Genomic DNA, 14,854 nt, shown 5'->3' on the forward strand with positions numbered 1-14,854 from the left:
GGCCTATGTCGCGGGCCGCTCCGACTCCAGAAGCCGCACCGCCCGGTCTGCCAGCTCCGCATCGACCTGGACGTCGTAGTGGGTGGCGACGAGCTTCGGCTCGGTCGTGATGGAACGGCGGCCACGGGTCGCGGCATAGCCGATCAGACCGATCGCCGCGCCGAGCACGGCACCCAGGATCGCGGCGTTGACGACCAGCCATGCGGAGGACACGGTCGGGTCGACCAGGTCCACGATCGCGAGGATCCACCCGGTGAGGGCTCCGACCGCCACCCCGGACAGAGCCCCGCGGCCCGCGACTTCGGAGCTGGACATCCAGCCGTTGGCGGACTCCATCGTCGTCAGGCCGCGCCCGACGATCGCCGCCCGGTGGACCGGGAACCCGGCCTCGTCGAGCAGGCGCACTGTCGCCTCGGCGGCTGCATGGTCGCCGTGTACGGCGATGACCCGCTGCGCCAGGCCGACGCGCACGTCACCGGCACCGGCGGACGAAGGTGCGCGCTGCGCAGGGGCTGCGCTTGGAGATGCGGATGAGAAGATTTTCATGACTGCTCCCAATCGTGAGCGTCCGCCGGGCTTCGGCGCAAAGGCAGAGATCTCCGTCGCATCGCGCCGTTCAGCGGCGGCGCACGATCAACGGCGGCGTCTCTTCCTGACAGTCAGGGCGTTGCACACGTCGGTCACGCCTTCGATCCGCCACACGGCCGCCACGACCGCCGATCGGGTCGGCTCGGAGTCGGCATCACCGTCGATGATCACCACACCGTTCTGCACGTTCAGGTCGATGTGGCCCCCGGTCACCTCCGGGTCGTCGAACAGGGCATCGGCCACCGCCCGCAGGATGCGTTCGTCACGGTCGGACATGGACGTACCGGCGCGCCGGCGCGCCGAGGCGCGATCGTCGCCCCTTGCCGGCCGCGGCGCGTACATCGGGCCGTTGTACCAATCGGTGTACCACCAGTAATACATGGCCAGCTCCCGCCGTCCGTTTCCCGTCATCCGCCACGTTGCCCGGGCGGTATGGCGGGTGCCACGCGGCACGATGACAATCGCGTGACTACCCTGCGGGCCCCCGGATCAGGGAGGCGCGACATGGCCCCTTCGGACCTTCGACGACCTCGAGACGGCCCTGGACAGGGTCCGCCGGCCCGGCGCCGAGGTACAGGATGCACCGGTGAGAACCGGCGTCGGCCGGGTACCCCGATCCATCAGAACCCTGACCGGAGGCCGTCATGGTCATGCGTATCCTCCTCCTGACGCTCGCCGTCGCGGGCGTCCTCGTGGCAGCCGCGGGATCGCTGTTCTCCGTGGGGATCCTGGTCCTCGTGGGCGCGGCGCTGCTCGTCGTGGCTGTCGTCATCGGTGCCCTGGCCGCTCCCCGCACTCGCCGGGGGCCGTGACGCCCGGCCGGTCGTACGGCGGCGGGCCACCGACCGGGTGGATCCCGGCAACCGCTGTGACCGCGAACCTGTCACGCAACCGTCATCGGACCGCCGGGGAACCGCGTCGGCTCCTCACTACCGTCGAAGGATCCGACGCCGCAGAGGGACCCCCACTGGATCGGCGAGGTGATCATGGTGCTCCCATCGAGCAATGCACACGCCACGTGGCGCACGAGGTTCACATGGCGACTCGTACTCGTCCTTGTCGTCGTCCTGACGGCGTCCTGCACGCCCGGACACGGCCGTGACGAACCGGCGCCGGAGCCGAAACGCACGGCGCTGCGCAACACCATTGAGGCCACCAGCGTGGGAGGACGTCTGATCATCACAGCTGCCGTGACCGAGGTCATGACACCGCAGTCGTTCGTGGTCGCCGACACCGACCTGCCGGACCAGGGCCTGCTGGTGCTCTCGGACGCCCGGACCGATCTGCAGCCGCACGAGCTGGTGACGGTGTACGGGGTGCTCGACCGGTTCGACTACGGCCGCTTCGCCGCCCGGCTCGAGCTGGCCACGGCCGCGACGTACCGGGCCTATGACAACCGGAAGGTCCTGGTGGCCGCCGACGTCTCGTCCCGGGCCTGACCGTTCCGCTGTGCACCGTGGTTGTCTCCATTGCCACGTCACCGGCACGCAGTCGCGGCCTCGCCGGGTGCACACGACGCGGCTTCATCGACCGCGGACCGCGGCGATCCGGCGGCGCAGCACGCCGTGCCACGCCGGGGTATCGGTCTCGTCGTCGAAGCCGCGGGCCACCACGACGTCCGTCGACGAGTGCAGCACGATCGAGAGCACGATCGTCAGCGCCACCAGATGGAAGATCTCGTCCGCCGCCGTGATCCCCGACTCCAGCACCAGCAAGCCGTACACGACCGAGGCGAAACCCTTCGGCCCGAACCACATCGCCGCGGCCTGCTCACGCAGGTCCAGCCCCGACCCCAGGAACGACACCCACAACGCCACGGGACGCGCGACGAAGATCGCCAGGAACGCGAACACCCACCCCACCCAGGAGATCTCCCCGAGGAACTCCAGCGAGATCAACGCCCCGAACACCAGCAACGCCGCCAGCTTGAACAGCTCGGCGATGTTCTCACCGAAGTGCTCGAACGCGGCCCGCTGCCGAGGCCCGAACGTCGCCACCGTGATGCCGGCCGAGAACGCCGCGAGGAACAGGTTCGCATGCGTCGCCTGCGAGACGCCGAGCACCAGCAGACCGATCGCCAACCCGTTCAACGGCTCGTACGCCGTCGACGCAGCGAAGAAACGAGTGCGTTCCAACAGGATCGCCGCAACGGGGATGACGACACCGACGACGATCCCGAGCGACACCTCCACCGCCAGCTCGCCCAGATGCAGATCCTCCGAGCCCGCCGCGACCGCCAGGAAGACGATGACGAAGGGCAGCGCCAAGCCGTCGTTGACTCCCGACTCCACGTTGAGCAGGTGCCGCAACCGCGCCGGCACCTTGTCGTTGCCCACCAGCGCCGAGGCGAACACCGGGTCGGTCGGCGCCAGGATCGCCCCGATCAGCAGCGACTCCGCCCACCCCAACCCGGCCACGTAGTGCGCGGCGACCGCGGTCACCACCAGCGTCAGCGGCAGACCCCAGCCGAGCGCCCGCCCGGGCAGCTTCCAGGCGCTGCGCAGATCCGCCCACCCCACCCGCATGCCGTCGGTGAACAGCACCGCGAACAGCGCCAGCTCCGCCAGGGTGCCCACGATCGGTGCATCGGCGTGCACGTCCACGATCCCGGTCGTGTCCGGCCCCACCAGGAAGCCGGCGACCAGGAACAGCACCGCGGTGGACAGGATCGTCCGCTTCGCCAGCGCCGACACCAGCACGGCCAGCAGCAACACGACCGCGAAGGTCAGAAGAAGCACAGAAATCTCCTGGTACGGGGCTCAGCCCTGGTAGACGTCGGGAATGCTGTCGTTGTCACGGTCGATCTGCTCGACCTCGTGGATACGCCGGTAGACACGGTTGCGCAGGCGCAGGACGACCGCCGCCAGCAGGGCGGCAGCCAGCGAGCCGGTCAGCACGGCGACCTTGACGTGATCGTCGCGCTCGGTGCCGATGCCGAAGGCCAGCTCGCCGATGAGCAGCGAGACCGTGAAGCCGATCCCGGCCAGCGTCGCCAATCCCACCACGTCGATCCACGCCAGACCCGAGTCGATCTTCGCGCGGGTGAACCGCGCCGTCAGCCAGGTGGCGAGGGTGATGCCGACCGGTTTGCCGATCACCAGGCCGGCGACGATGCCGATCGCCACAGGGTCGCTCAGCGCCGACGCCAGGCCGCCGAACCCGCCGATCGTCACGCCGGCGGACATCAGCGCGAAGATCGGAACCGCGATGCCGGCCGAGATCGGACGGAATCGGTGCTCGAAGTGCTCGGCCAGCCCCGGCCCGGCCTCCGGGCCACCGGCCCCGGGACTGCGGATCACGGGTACGGCGAAAGCCAGCAGGACACCCGCGACGGTCGCGTGCACCCCGGACGCGTGCACCAGAGCCCACGTCACGAAGGCCAACGGCAACAGCAGCCACCAGGACCGCACCCGGCGCTGCACCAGAACGGCGAACAAGCCCAACGGTACGAGCGCTCCCAGCAGCGGCAGCACCGACAGATCCGCGGTATAGAACACCGCGATGATGAGAATCGCCAGCAGATCGTCGACCACGGCCAGCGTCAGCAGAAACGTCCGCAACGCCGACGGCAGCCATCGGCCGATCACCGCCAGCACGGCCAGCGCGAAGGCGATGTCCGTCGCCGTGGGAACGGCCCAGCCCTTCAGCGCTCCGCCGAGATTGAAGGACACATACACCAGCGCGGGGACGATCACACCACCGACGGCCGCAGCCACCGGCACCGCCGCACGACGGACATCACGCAGGTCCCCGGCCACGAACTCACGTTTGAGCTCCAGCCCGGCGACGAAGAAGAAGATCGCGAGCAGCCCGTCGGCGGCCCACTTCGCCAGCGACAGGTCCAGGTGAAGAGACGAAGGGCCGACGGTGAACGCCAACATGTCCTCGTACCGGTCCGACCAGGGCGAGTTCGCCCACAGGAGCGCGATCAGCGCGCCGACCAGCAGCAGCGCACCGCCGATCGTCTCCTTGCGCAGGACGTCGGCGATCCGGCTGGCCTCGGCCCACGATCCGCGGCCCAGGACCGGATGGACGGGAGGGGACTTCTGGGACACGAGTGCTCCATCTCCGGGGTCGGTTCAGCTCATGCCGACCAGACTTCCCGGCGCACCGCGTTCAACCCTACCGGAGCCGTCATCCCGAGACGGAGGGCCGCTCGGACCGGTCGAGCGCGTCCACCGCGGCGGGGTCAGGCCGGAGCGATGAGATCCGCGTAGTCACCGGCGCCCAGCGGCCCGCGGGACAGGGAACCGTCGGCGCGCGGCACCTGCAGGACGTCGCCGCCACGCGTGAAGACCACCGAGTTGACATCCGCCCGGGACGTCAGGGTGCAGACGATCTGCCCGTAGGCCAGGGTCTCGTCGCTGCGCGCGTTGCTCTCGTCCGTCTCGGCGACCTCCACCTGCGCCTCCGTACTTCCGGCCGGCACGTCGACCCGTAACGTCGTCGCAGCCAGAGCCGTCGTGAGGCCGTTGGCGCGCTCGGCCTCCGTGGGGCCGGCCGCCAGGGTCTCGAGCTGACGCTGCACGGTGGGCGGCGCGCTCACCCGGCGGACCGCCTGCACGATGCGGCCGTCCCGGACGAGGCAGAGCACCTCCACGACCTCGCCCGGCGGCTCCGTGCCGGCGGTCGTGGCCGCCGGGCTCGTCAGCGGCCGCCTCGGGAGCTCGGCCTTGCGCGGCTCGTCCTCGGCAGGCAGACCGCAGGCGGCGCCGAGGAGGCAGCTGAGCAGTGCGGCGACAAGCCGGCCGGCTCGGGTCGTCATGGCAACTCCATCCGGAATCGGGCGCCGCCGGCGGGGCGGTCGCCGACGCTGACGGTGCCACCGTGGGCGGCGGCGTGCTGCGCCACGATGGACAGGCCCAGACCCGTTCCGTCGCTGCCGCCCCGGGCGTTCGCCGCCGGCCCGCGAACGAACCGATCGAAGATCACCGTACGGTCCTCCTCCGCCACGCCGGGCCCCGCATCGTCGACCTCGACCAGATAGCGGTCCCCGGCCCGGCCCAGCCGCACCGCCACCGGTCCCCCGCCGTACCGCACCGCGTTGTCCAGAAGGTTGCCGAGCGCCTGCTCGACCCGGCGCCGGTCCACCGGCCACTCGTCCGGCGTTCCGGGGGCCACCTCCAGCAGTTCCGGGGACAGACCGCGGCCCTGGCAGACGCGTGCGACGAGCTGTCGCATGTCGGTGGGTTCACGGTCGGCCGGCTGGTCGCTGCGGGCCAGTTCGAGCAGATCGTCGACGAGGACCTGGAAGCGGCTCACCTCGTCGGTGATGAGGCCGATCGCCGCGGCCGCCTTCGGGTCGAGGCCGTCACGGCGCCGGTCGACGACACTCGCGGCGGCGGAGAGGGTCTGCAGCGGGGATCGCAGTTCGTGGCTGACATCCGCCGCGAACCGGCGGTCGCGCTGCAGGCGCCGGGAGAGCTGGTCCGCCATGTGATTGAAGGAGGTCGACAATTGCGCGAGATCCGGCTCGGTGTCCGGGTCGAGACGGGTGTCGAGGTCGCCGTCGGCGATGTCGCGGGCGGCGGCCGCCACGGCGGTCAGGGGACGCAGCGCGTGCCGGGTGACGTACCAGCCGACCGCGGCGCCGGCGGCCGCCACCATGATCGCCACCGCGGTGAGCACGAGCGCGAGCAGTTGCAGCGTTCGTTCCAGCTCTGTGAGCGCCACCACCTCGTAGAACTCACCCGACGACAGGGGGATCCCGACGACCAGAGCGACCTGTCCCTCGTCGTGGACGCGCTGCAACCCCGCTTCGCCGTCCCCCGTCATCTCCTGCAGCGCCGCGGGAACGGCCGCACCGGCGGTGGAGTCGGCGCTGCGCGAGTACCACTGGCCGTCACGATGCAGCAAGACGTACCGGTCCGCGCCGGGGTCCAGCGAGCGCAGCACCTCGCCCACGTCGGCGGTGCGGCCGCCGGGCAGGCCCGCATCCACGACGGTGGCGTCGAAGTACGTCGCGCGTACGGCGGTCCGCTCGCGTTCGTGGATCAGTGTGCTGCGGGCCAGCTCGTACGAGACCATCGAGATGCAAGCCGACAGCAGGAGCGCGCCGACTGCGAAGGCGGCGCTGACCCGCGTCCGAAGCCCGATTCTCATCGTCTGGACGCGGCGCTCGGATCGGTCTCGCCCTCGACCGGCAGTGCGGAACCCATACGCGCATGATGCCTCGGTACGCCGGGGGGCCACACGTGCCGTGCCCTCCACCGCAGGTTTGTCATCCGACTGTCATAAGGCCGGGCGCTTTCCGCCGAACCCGGTGGGCAGGCTCGATAAGCAACCGAAGCAGCCGCGGCATCGGAGGACGACGCCCATGACCACCAGCAGCCTGGTGACCGCCCTCGTGATCGGGCTGGTCCTCGGCCTCAGCGCCCGATGGATCGTGCCGACGCGGCGCGACGTCCCCTTCTGGCTGCCGCTCGCCGTCGCGATCGGCGCCGCGATGTCCGGCACCGTCGTGGGCAGGTTCGCCGGCATCGGTACGGACGGCGTGACCGCCACGGAGGTGCTGCTCCAGGTGATCTTCGCCGCCACCGGGGTGGTCCTGGTCGCGATCACGGCGGACCGGCCGCAGGACTCCCGGTACCCCGGCGCCGGCCGGCCGCGATGACGGTCGTGCCCACCGGGGACGGCACGGCGCTGCTCATCTGCGACCTGTGCCGCGGCGAGGACAGCGCCGTCGACGCCACCCGGGACGGTGACCTGGTGTGGCCGGTCGTCACCGCGCTCGGCTGGACCGGATCGGCGTTCGCGACCGGGCCGCACCGATGCCCGCCGTGCAGCGAGGAATCCGGCCCGCAGCAGCAGGCGACCGGTGGGGAGCGGCCCGCTTACCACAGCGCGTCGTACCAGATCCGTACCGACGACGACGTCGATGTCGCGGCCATCACGCCCATGGCCGACCTCGACGCCGGCCTCGCCGACCGGCTGCGCGAGGACCTGATGCGCGCGGCCTCCGGGCACCGGCACGTGGTCGTCGATCTGCACGCCGTCCGCTTCATCGACCCGGCAGCGCTGGGCCTGCTCGTGCGCGCGAGGCAGGAGGCCCGGCAGCACGGCGCGACGTTCGACCTCGTCGCGCCGTCGCGGTTCGTGCGTACGGTGCTGCACACCATGCGGCTGGACGGTGTGTTCCGCACGTTCCCCGACCTGCCGTCCGCGGTGAACGCGATGGCTCCGGACCGGACCGGCCGCCCGTCCGACATCGTTTCCGCCGCCGCGGTTGTCCAATCGCGCACGAAAACATGACAGTCTTGTGACCACCTTTCCGGGGTCGCTTTTTCGGCTTCTCATTTCCGGCCGAAATGGTGGGCCGTAACAGGCGCGGCCAAGTTCCCCGAAGTGCCTAGAGTCGGTCATGCCATTCTTCTCGACAACAATTCTGGCTCGGACGGCGCTGCTCTGCGCCGGGGCCCTCGGAACTGTCATCGGCGCCGCCGATGTCGCCGCCGCGGCGACGGTCGGCGAAAGACCCCGCGCGATGCCGTCCTTCAACGGGTCGGTGTACGCCGTCGCCTACAGCGGCAACACCGTCTTCGTGGGCGGCTCCTTCACCGCGGCGCTCGTCGGCGGGAAGAAGGTGACCCGGCAGCGGCTCGCCGCTGTGGACGCACGCAGCGGTGCGCTGCTGCCCTGGGCGCCGTCCGCCGACGGCACCGTGCGGGCCCTCACGGTGTCCGGTGGCGTGGTGTACGCCGGCGGAGACTTCTCCGGGATCTCCGGAAAGAAGCGGGATTCCCTCGCGGGCATCAACGCCGCGTCGGGATCCGTGACCGCCTTCCGGCACAGTGTCTCGGGGCAGGTCAACGCGCTGAGCTCCACCGGCGGACGCCTGTTCGCCGGCGGCCGGATCACCGCGATCGACGGCAAAGCCCGGGGCAATCTGGCGACATTCGCATTGCCGGCGGGAACGCTGAAGAATGGGGCCGCCAGAACCGACGACACCGTCTACGCCCTCGCCGTCACGGGCAGCCGCCTTTATGTCGGCGGCCGTTTCCACAAGGTGAACGACGTACGGTCGGCCCTGCGCCTGGCCGCCGTCGACACCTCCACCGGCGCCCTGCTCACCGGCTTCCGTCCCGCAGCCGTCTCGGCCGTGTACGCCCTCACCGCGGACTCCACCGGCGTCTACGCGGCGCACGGCGGCCAGGGCGGACGCGCCGTCCGCTACACCCCCAAGGGCGTGACCAAGTGGAGCCGCGTGTTCGACGGCGACGTCCAGGCGATCACCCGGCTGGACGGTGTCACCTACGTCGGCGGGCACTTCGACAACGCCTGCACCACCGCACGGAACGCGGCTCAAGGGGTGTGCACCGACGGATCCCTCCCCCGCGTCAAGTTCGCCGCTGTGAAGTCGGACGGGACGTTGACCGGCTGGGCGCCGCAGGCGAACGGCGTGGTGGGCGTACGCGCCATGGCCGCCGACCCGGCGCTCGGGCGGCTCAGCGCGGGCGGTGACTTCACCGTCGTGGCCGGCAGCCCGAGCAAACGCTTCGTGTCCTTCTGAGCCGAGGTCTGTGCGCCGCCGCTCGGGCGATGGGTCACCCCACCGCCCGAGCGGGTCAGCGGCGGTCAACCCGATCATGTCAGTCAATCCTTACCGTCTTCTGACGCTTGCCGGATCGCACGTCCGCCGGCGGGCGGGCCGCCGTACCGCTGCCCGACGGCCGAGCCGGGCCGTCGACGCCTCGACCCCAGGAGGACCAGCGTGCGAACCCCCACCCCACGACGAGCGCTGTTGCGATCACGCCACGCCCGGATCGGCGTCGCCGCCGCCGTGCTGGCCGCGACCGGCGCCCTCACCGTCACCTTCGTGTCCGCCGGCGGCAAGGGCACCGCCGACGCGGCCACCGAGCTCCAGCAATACGCCGCGATCGAGACCGTACGGCCGAACGTCACGGTTCCCCGGGTCCAGGCGAACGGCTCGCGTGGCCGCTTCGTGGTGGACTGCGGCACCAACGCCAACGGCAAGTTCAGCCCGGACAACCCGGTGGCGCAGCCGGGCATCAAGAACGGCGCCGAGCACGTGCACGACTTCGTGGGCAACCTCGCCATCACCGCGAACTCGTCGGACGCCGACCTCGACGCCTCCGGCACCACGTGCAGGAACGGCGACAAGTCGTCGTACTTCTGGCCCGTGGTCCGCATCGACCGATCGGTGCGGTCGGGCACGGACACCCGCCGGGCGCTGGCCGCGACCACGCCGACGGTGACGTGCCCGGGTGTGCGCAACCGGCTCCCCGCCGTGCCGGCCGGCGCGCGCGACGCCGTCCTGGCGCGGCTGCGCAGCCTCGACGAGGCGACGGCCCGGGCGAACGCCCGCATGGCGAGCAACCGCGGACGCATCGACGCCCGCGCCAACGACGCGCTGCTGACCTCGCTGCGGACCGAACGGGTCCGCCTCATCAAAGGCATCAGCGACAGCATCGCCGCGGCCGGCGGCGGCCGCAGCTCCGGGCTCGTCTCGCTCGTCGAGTGCGACGTGAGCTACGACGGCATGCACGCCGCGATGCGGCACACCGCCGCCGAGCTCAAGGGCCGCCTGGTCGCCTCACCCCAGGTGCAGTGCCCGACCGTACGCGACAAGCTCCCGGGCGTCCCCGCCCCGGCACTGGACGAGGTGAACCGGAACCTGACCGAGCTGGACCGGCAGATCGCCGAGGCCGACGAACGCCTCGTGACCACCCGCGGACAGGGCGGCCCGGACTTCGTCGCCAACGCCGTCGTCGGCCCGCTCAACGCCCGCCGCGTCGCCGTGCTGGACCGCATCGCCACCGCCATCGGCCGCCACACCGACCGGCCGCGGAACCTGGGCGCCCTCGCCACGTGCACCGTCAGCGGGCAGAGCGGCGCGCCCGTCACCCCGCAGCCCTCCTCCAGCGCCGCCGCGCCCCTGCCCGATCCGCAAGGTCCGAACCTCGAGCTGCCCAACAACACCGGCGGGATCGTCCGGCCCGCCTCCGTGCTGATCGAGTACCGCGGCAACGCCACCAGCAAGGTCGTACCCATGCCGAAGTTCCTGCGGGCGCTCACCGGCGACGCCAAACCCACCAGCCGGGGCCCGGCGAACGCCCGCGCCGCCTGGACCTGCTCCGGGTTCGCCGACCGGCTCGCCGACCGGTACCCGATCTGCCCGGCCGGCCGGCAGGTACAACGCGTCCACGACTTCCCGGGCTGCTGGGACGGCAAGAACACCGACAGCGCGAACCACCGCAGCCACGTCGCCTTCGCCGACCGGGCGACCGGCGCGTGCCCCGCGGGCTTCGTGGCCATCCCCCAGCTGCGGATCACCATCTCGTACGCCATCCCCCGCGATGTCCAGCTCAAGGGTCAGTACGCGCTGGACTCCTTCCCCGAGGAGGACCACAACCCGTTCTCGGACCACGACGACTTCGTGAACGTCAACTCGGCGCGCACGATGCAGCGCATCGCCACTTGCATCAACAAGGCGCGGGTCTGCTGAGGGCCGGTGAACGCACGGCCGCGGGCCGCATCGGCCCGCGGCCCGCGGCGTTCACGACCGTAGGTCGCGACGGCGATATCCGCCGACACCGGCAACTGCCAGCACGACCGCCGCCGCCAGCATGGCCGCCGAGGCAGCCGGATCGGGGCCGGTGAGCGGCACCGGCGCCAGATGGGCGAACGGCGAGACGTCGTGCACCCAGCCCGGTGCGGCGACGCTCTCGGCGAGGACCAGCAGCAGGAACCCGCCCACGCCGGGGAGGCTGCCGATCAGCCCGGTCCAGCGCGGCGCCCAGCCCACCCCGAACACCGCGGCGCCGAGGCTGAGCAGCACGATCGGCAGGACGTTCCAGACGCCTCGCAGCGCCGCCGCCACGCCGAACTCACCGCCCGCGGCCGTGACACCGGCCCAGGTGAGCAGGCCGGCGCCGGTGACCAGGACCGCCGCGGCCGCCGCCGTGACGGCGGTCTCGGCGGCGATCAACCGGAGCCGGGTGACGGGCTGACTCGCGAGCAGGGTCAGCCGGCGGTCGGTCTCGGCGCCGGTGAACGCGCTCATCCGGACCGCGGTGAAGCCGCCGGCGGGCAGGGCGAGGATCGCGAACAGCGTCGCGGCGAACCCGGCGATGCTGCCCAGGCCGTCGAAGCCGGCCTGGGCGGCCTCACCGGCCAGCGCCGGGTTGTCGTTCAGGAAATCGGTGATCGACACCGCCGTCAGCCCGATCAGCAGGTAGTAGGCGCCGACGCCGAGCATCCAGCCGGTCAGCGGCCGCAACGTCCGCCGGATCGCGAAGGTCTCCACGCTCGCCAGCAGACGCGTCCGGGGCGGCCGCCCCGCTGCCGCCGGGATCAGGCCGCCCTGAACGTCACGGCGGCCCGCCGCGACCAGCGCCGCGACGGTGATCAGACCGGTGACGGCGGCCAGCAGCACGAGCGGCAGGAACCGGTTGTGCACGTACGGCCCGCTGAGCGCGAGCAGGCCGAAGGGTGAGAGCCAATGCAGCCAGCCGAGGGCGGCGACGCCGTCGCCGATCATGCGGGCCAGCAGGCCGACGGCCAGCACCGCCACGGCCGAGCCGGTCGCCGCCGGCCGGGCGGGGAAGATCTGCGCGGTCGACCCGGCCACCGCGACGAAGAACATGCCCAGCAGGCCGGTGCCGGCGCCGTGCAGCAGGGCACCTGCCGGTTCCGTCCCGGCGGCCAGCAGGGCGGCCGCGATGGCGGCCCCCGTGGCGGCCGCAACCGTCATCACGGCGGCCATGTGCCTGATCAGGACGGTACGCATGGCAGGGCGCCCGGACAGCAGCAGATCCCACCGTCCGGCGTCCTCCTCGCCGCGGGTGATCCGGGTGACCGCCAGGATCGACCAGACTCCCAGCAGGACGGCCATGACGGTGCCGACCCGCCACACCGTGAACCCGCCGGCGGTGTCGAGGCCGACCGGGGCGCCGAACAGCGTACGGATCGCGGGGTTCCCGGCCAGCGCCTGCAGACCGCCGGCCGCCGCGGGGTCCGCCATGACCTGTGCATAGGTGGCGACGACCAGCGCGGTCATCCCGCCACCGAGACCGGCGACGATCAGGCCGCCGCGCCGGATCTGCCGGATCGCCAGCCACGTGACGGCCCGCCCGGGAGCCGGATCGGGCAGGAGCTCCGTCTGCGGTGCGGCAGCGAGCGCGCCGACACTCATCGGACCTCCTCCGTCCCGTAGTAGTCGAGGAAGATCTCCTCCAGGCTCGGTTCCCGCACGGTCAGGGCGGCGACCTCCGCCGCGGCCAGTGCCCGCAGCGCGGGGCCGGGCTCCCCGGCCAGGGTGAACCGCAACCGGCGATCACCGGCCGGCTGCACCGCCTCGACGCCCGGGATCGAGCTCAAGTCGGGTGCCGCCCCGGTGTAGGAGATCGTGACCTCGGACCGGTGCAGAGCCCGCAGCTCGCCGATCGTCGACACCTCCGCGAGCCGGCCGGCCCGCAGGATGCCCACCCGGTCGCACACGGCCTCCACCTCGGCGAGCTGATGCGAACTCAGGAAAACCGTCTGGCCTCGGTCGCGGGCATGCCGGACGGCCGTACGGAACTCGCGCTCCATCAGCGGATCCAGCCCGCTGGTCGGCTCGTCCAGCACCAGGAGCCGGGCCCGGGTGGCGAACGCGGCGATCAGCGCCACCTTCTGCCGGTTGCCCGTCGAATACGTCCGCGCCGGCTTCGACGGATCGAGGGCGAACCGTTCGACGAGGTCATCGCGATAGGCCACATCGATGCCCGGCCCGGTCCGCGCCTGCAGATGCAGGATCTCGGCGCCGGTCAGGTTCGGCCACAACGCCACATCAGCCGGCACGTACGCCAGCTGCCGATGCGCGTGGCCCACATCGGCGGCGCCAATGCCGAACACCTCGGCGCGCCCGGCGGTGGGCCGGGCGAGGCCGAGGAACAGACGGATGGTGGTGGACTTGCCCGCGCCGTTGGGGCCGAGGAATCCGAACACCTCGCCCGCCGGGACGTCCAGGTTCAACGTGTCGAGGGCGGTGAGGCGGCCGTACCGTTTCGTCAGGTCGACAGCGCACAGCGCAAGATCGGTCATCGCGGGGGAAGTCCTTCCGGTCGGCGTCGATCAATGACCGCCGACCAGACTTCCCGGCACACCTGACGCTCACCGTACCCGCGTCCGCCCCGGTCGGGAAGCCGTCGCCGCGCCCTTCCTACCCGGAGCCATCGGGAGCCGGCCGGTCAGCCCCCGATGCGCCACGGCCGGTACTCGTACCGAGGTCGTAGTCCAGCCACACGCGGTCGCGCAGAGGGATGCCGGCTATGACGATCGGCTCCGGGTAGCCGGTCGCCGGGGTGAACGCGTCCCGGTCGACCGCACGCATGCGAAAGCCCTGCCGCTGATAGAAGCGCAGATTGCCCACATCGGCAGCCGCCGTGGCGACCCGCACGGTCGCACGCCCTTCGGACCCGGCCAGAGCGATCGCCGCCCGCACCAGCAGGCGACCGGTCCCTCGCCCTTGACGGCTCTCCCGCACCGCCATGTTCTTGATCTCGAGCACGCCGGGACGGTCGCTGCCGACCAGCTGGAGGTGACCGATCACCTCGTCGCCCGCCAGCGCCACCAGGACCCGGCCTTCGTGCAGATAGGAGTCGAGCTGGGCAGCGGAGTCCTCGGCCAGCTCGAACAACGGCCGCAGATCGTCGCGGGAACCGGTGTGCAGCTCGATCCGGACATCGCTGACGGATCGCTCGGCTCCCGCGGGGCTGTCAGGCACAGGCATCGCGTCCACGAGCGAACCGTACGCCCGAAGCCCGCCGCCTTGCCCGGCAAGACGCCGACGACGTCGGGCGGGGCGTGGAAGGGTGGAGGGGTGAAACCACCGCAGAGTCACGCCGACCTCCTCGACAAGCCGACCTTCGCCCACCTCGCCACGGTCCGGCCGGACGGGTCGCCGCAGTCGAGCGTCATGTGGTTCGCCTGGGACGGCGAGCGGATCCGCATGACCCACACCAAGACCCGGCAGAAGTTCCGCAATCTGGCGAACGAGCCACGGGTGGCGCTGTCGATCGCCGATCCGCAGGACCCGTACCGTTTCCTGGAGATCCGCGGCGTGGTCGAGGACGTCACGGACGACGACGAGCAGGCGTCGTTCTACCGCTCCCTGCAGGAGCGCTACGACATGGTTTATCCGATCCCCGACGCCGACGTCCGCATCATCATGACGATCCGCCCGGAGAAGTTCGTCGCCGTCAAGAACGGCTCGGTGGTCGCCAGCGAAGGCTGACCGCCGGCCCGGAACCGGCGGCCGCCTCCG

16 protein-coding genes are annotated in these 14,854 nt (G+C 71.6%); 7 read left to right on the forward strand and 9 right to left on the reverse strand.

Annotation, left to right across the window (positions count from 1 at the left end):
- Window positions 1–3: 3 nt before the first annotated feature.
- Together AB0K03_RS07660 and AB0K03_RS07665 are read right to left on the reverse strand one after the other, a co-directional pair.
- Entirely contained in the window at window positions 4–546 is a 543-nt protein-coding gene (locus AB0K03_RS07660; RefSeq protein ID WP_364681841.1) for a general stress protein, read from the reverse strand.
- Between the two features lie 87 nt (window positions 547–633).
- A complete protein-coding gene (locus tag AB0K03_RS07665) occupies window positions 634–1,041 on the reverse strand; it encodes a BON domain-containing protein (protein WP_364681843.1) in 408 nt (135 codons plus the stop codon).
- Between the two features lie 197 nt (window positions 1,042–1,238).
- Between AB0K03_RS07665 and AB0K03_RS07670 the strand changes: the two genes are divergently transcribed.
- Together AB0K03_RS07670 and AB0K03_RS07675 are read left to right on the forward strand one after the other, a co-directional pair.
- Window positions 1,239–1,400 (forward strand): hypothetical protein, encoded by a 162-nt coding sequence (locus tag AB0K03_RS07670; RefSeq protein ID WP_364681845.1) that lies wholly within the window; start codon window positions 1,239–1,241, stop codon window positions 1,398–1,400.
- A 378-nt stretch (window positions 1,401–1,778) separates the two neighbouring features.
- A complete protein-coding gene (locus tag AB0K03_RS07675; protein WP_364681847.1) occupies window positions 1,779–2,027 on the forward strand; it encodes a hypothetical protein in 249 nt (82 codons plus the stop codon).
- Between the two features lie 84 nt (window positions 2,028–2,111).
- On the opposite strand, the gene AB0K03_RS07680 is transcribed toward AB0K03_RS07675, so the two are convergent.
- The 4 genes from AB0K03_RS07680 to AB0K03_RS07695 form a co-directional block, all read right to left on the reverse strand.
- Complete coding sequence (locus AB0K03_RS07680) at window positions 2,112–3,326, reverse strand: cation:proton antiporter (RefSeq protein ID WP_364681849.1); 1,215 nt, start codon at window positions 3,324–3,326, stop codon at window positions 2,112–2,114.
- A 21-nt stretch (window positions 3,327–3,347) separates the two neighbouring features.
- Window positions 3,348–4,610: a Na+/H+ antiporter NhaA gene (gene nhaA, locus AB0K03_RS07685; protein WP_364682443.1), complete on the reverse strand. Its 1,263-nt coding sequence runs from the start codon at window positions 4,608–4,610 to the stop codon at window positions 3,348–3,350.
- Between the two features lie 167 nt (window positions 4,611–4,777).
- Window positions 4,778–5,353: a GerMN domain-containing protein gene (locus tag AB0K03_RS07690; RefSeq protein WP_364681851.1), complete on the reverse strand. Its 576-nt coding sequence runs from the start codon at window positions 5,351–5,353 to the stop codon at window positions 4,778–4,780.
- Entirely contained in the window at window positions 5,350–6,690 is a 1,341-nt protein-coding gene (locus AB0K03_RS07695; RefSeq protein ID WP_364681853.1) for a HAMP domain-containing sensor histidine kinase, read from the reverse strand. The genes AB0K03_RS07690 and AB0K03_RS07695 overlap by 4 nt, the downstream gene beginning before the upstream one ends.
- 214 nt (window positions 6,691–6,904) lie before the next feature.
- On the opposite strand from AB0K03_RS07695, the gene AB0K03_RS07700 reads away from it, so the two are divergent.
- The 4 genes from AB0K03_RS07700 to AB0K03_RS07715 all read left to right on the forward strand — a co-directional run bounded on the left by AB0K03_RS07700 (window position 6,905) and on the right by AB0K03_RS07715 (window position 11,053).
- Entirely contained in the window at window positions 6,905–7,201 is a 297-nt protein-coding gene (locus AB0K03_RS07700) for a GlsB/YeaQ/YmgE family stress response membrane protein (protein WP_364681855.1), read from the forward strand.
- 5 nt (window positions 7,202–7,206) lie between these two features.
- The gene (locus AB0K03_RS07705; RefSeq protein WP_364681857.1) at window positions 7,207–7,839 is read left to right on the forward strand and encodes an STAS domain-containing protein; all 633 of its coding nucleotides are present in this window, start codon (window positions 7,207–7,209) and stop codon (window positions 7,837–7,839) included.
- A 109-nt stretch (window positions 7,840–7,948) separates the two neighbouring features.
- Window positions 7,949–9,097 carry a hypothetical protein gene (locus tag AB0K03_RS07710; RefSeq protein WP_364681858.1) on the forward strand — a complete coding sequence of 383 codons (1,149 nt, stop codon included), beginning with the start codon at window positions 7,949–7,951 and terminating at the stop codon, window positions 9,095–9,097.
- Between the two features lie 201 nt (window positions 9,098–9,298).
- Window positions 9,299–11,053, forward strand: a complete 1,755-nt coding sequence (locus AB0K03_RS07715) for a DUF1996 domain-containing protein (RefSeq protein ID WP_364681860.1) — start codon at window positions 9,299–9,301, stop codon at window positions 11,051–11,053.
- Window positions 11,054–11,104: 51 nt separating this feature from the next.
- Here the strand turns inward: AB0K03_RS07715 and AB0K03_RS07720 are convergent, their stop codons facing one another.
- The 3 genes from AB0K03_RS07720 to AB0K03_RS07730 form a co-directional block, all read right to left on the reverse strand.
- Entirely contained in the window at window positions 11,105–12,742 is a 1,638-nt protein-coding gene (locus AB0K03_RS07720; RefSeq protein WP_364681862.1) for a hypothetical protein, read from the reverse strand.
- Complete coding sequence (locus AB0K03_RS07725; RefSeq protein ID WP_364681864.1) at window positions 12,739–13,632, reverse strand: ABC transporter ATP-binding protein; 894 nt, start codon at window positions 13,630–13,632, stop codon at window positions 12,739–12,741. The genes AB0K03_RS07720 and AB0K03_RS07725 overlap by 4 nt, the downstream gene beginning before the upstream one ends.
- Before the next feature lie 118 nt (window positions 13,633–13,750).
- Window positions 13,751–14,320 carry a GNAT family N-acetyltransferase gene (locus AB0K03_RS07730; protein WP_364682445.1) on the reverse strand — a complete coding sequence of 190 codons (570 nt, stop codon included), beginning with the start codon at window positions 14,318–14,320 and terminating at the stop codon, window positions 13,751–13,753.
- A 90-nt stretch (window positions 14,321–14,410) separates the two neighbouring features.
- Here AB0K03_RS07730 and AB0K03_RS07735 point away from each other — a divergent pair, with 90 nt between their 5' ends.
- Complete coding sequence (locus AB0K03_RS07735; RefSeq protein ID WP_364681866.1) at window positions 14,411–14,824, forward strand: PPOX class F420-dependent oxidoreductase; 414 nt, start codon at window positions 14,411–14,413, stop codon at window positions 14,822–14,824.
- The last annotated feature ends 30 nt before the right edge of the window (window positions 14,825–14,854 follow it).

The organism is Actinoplanes sp. NPDC049316 (assembly GCF_040677315.1).
In the GTDB taxonomy this organism is placed as follows: Bacteria; Actinomycetota; Actinomycetes; order Mycobacteriales; family Micromonosporaceae; genus Actinoplanes.